Here is a 1,426-nt window from a genome sequence, read left to right on the forward strand (position 1 = left end):
CACCTCGCGGCCGGTCGCGAGCGCGTCGTCCCGTCCGACGAGCGGCGGCAGGTCGTCCGGCACCTGGCACGGGACGCGGCCAGCGCAGGCCGGCGCGGCGATGATCGCGAGGTGGGCCTGGCGCAGCGCCGGACCGGGATCGACGCCGAGTTCCTCGCGCAGCCGATCGGTGGTCCGCTGGTAGGCGTTGAGCGCTTCCGCCGTTCGTCCCGCCCGGTGCAGCGCGCGCATGAGCTGCGCGACGAACCGCTCGCGCAGCGGGTGTGCGGCGACCAGTTCGGCCAGCTCGGCGATCACGTCGTGCTCCGCGGCCAGTGCGGCGTCGAAGTGCTCCTCGAGGGTGGCGAGCCGCAGTTCGGTGAGCCGGGCGGCCGCGCCGGTGATCGCCGGGGTCGGCGGCACGTCGGCGANNCAGCCGCGAGATGTAGCTGTGGATGAGCGCGCGTGCGTCCTCCGGCGGCTCCTCTGGCCACAGCTCGTCGATGAGCCGGTCGACGCTGAACAACTGACCCGGCGCGGTGAGCAAAACCGCGAGCAACGCGCGTGTGCGCGGTGTTCCCAATGCGAGGTTTTGCTCACCGTCAAATAGCTCCAGCGGTCCCAGAATGCGGAACTCCATCAATCCCCCCAAGGTGATACCGCAGGCTCCCCAACCCGCGGCGCCGAGTCTGGCACCGCCGTCCGCGCAGGTCCAAGCACTGTCCAGCTTTTGGCAAGGATCCAGCAAGTTTGCGCAGTCAGTATTCTGGCGGTGACCGCAATTCAGGTTCTGGGGATGTTCACAATTTCAGGGAGCTGTTAAATGGGGAAGAAATTGCTGGCCAGCGCGGCAGCGACCATGGGGCTTTCCGTCGCGCTGCTCGGTGGTGCCACGGCAGCCGCGAGCGCCGCACCGGCGGAGGCTCCGATCTCGGCTGCCGCCACCTGCAGCGGCACCGGCTGCGACGNNGGCAACGGCGAAGGGCACGTTCATCCTGTACTACTCCAGCACGTGCAAGACGAACTGGATCGAGACGCCGAACTTCGCGGGTGGCACTCCCAACCTGGAGATGACGGTGTGGGACAAGGGGCGGGACAAGATCGTCCGCTTCGCCTCGTCACCCACTCCCGGCCGGCACTACGGCAACATGGTCTATTCGCCGGGAAACAGCTGTGCGGTCGGTCTCGCCGACTGGAACGGTGGCCCCTGGGAGGCGACCATCGAGTCGAGCGGCTGCTGATCTCGTGAAATCCGTGGCCGGTGTCACCGGAGAGCTCCCAGAAGAAGACACCGCCCAGGTTCTGGCCGCTCGCCCACGAGATCTTGCTGCGGACCGTGGCCGGCGTGTCGTAGCTCCACCACTGACTGCCGCACTTGGCATACGCCGTGCCCGCGACGGTTCCGTTGGCAGGACAACGGGTCTTGAGCACCTTGTAGTCCTCGATG

General features: G+C 67.8%; 3 pseudogenes. All 3 read right to left on the minus strand.

The features are described from left to right. Positions 1-438: pseudogene (locus tag B0F77_RS34705) on the minus strand (AfsR/SARP family transcriptional regulator); the annotation flags it as partial. After that, positions 416-619: pseudogene (locus B0F77_RS50970) on the minus strand (AfsR/SARP family transcriptional regulator); the annotation flags it as partial. The pseudogenes B0F77_RS34705 and B0F77_RS50970, both read right to left, overlap by 23 nt. A 611-nt stretch (positions 620-1,230) precedes the next feature. After that, positions 1,231-1,426, minus strand: a pseudogene (locus B0F77_RS50095) (glycoside hydrolase family 18 protein); the annotation flags it as partial.

Origin of the sequence: Lentzea kentuckyensis (assembly GCF_002150765.1) — a bacterium.
Classification (GTDB): Bacteria; Actinomycetota; Actinomycetes; order Mycobacteriales; family Pseudonocardiaceae; genus Lentzea; species Lentzea kentuckyensis.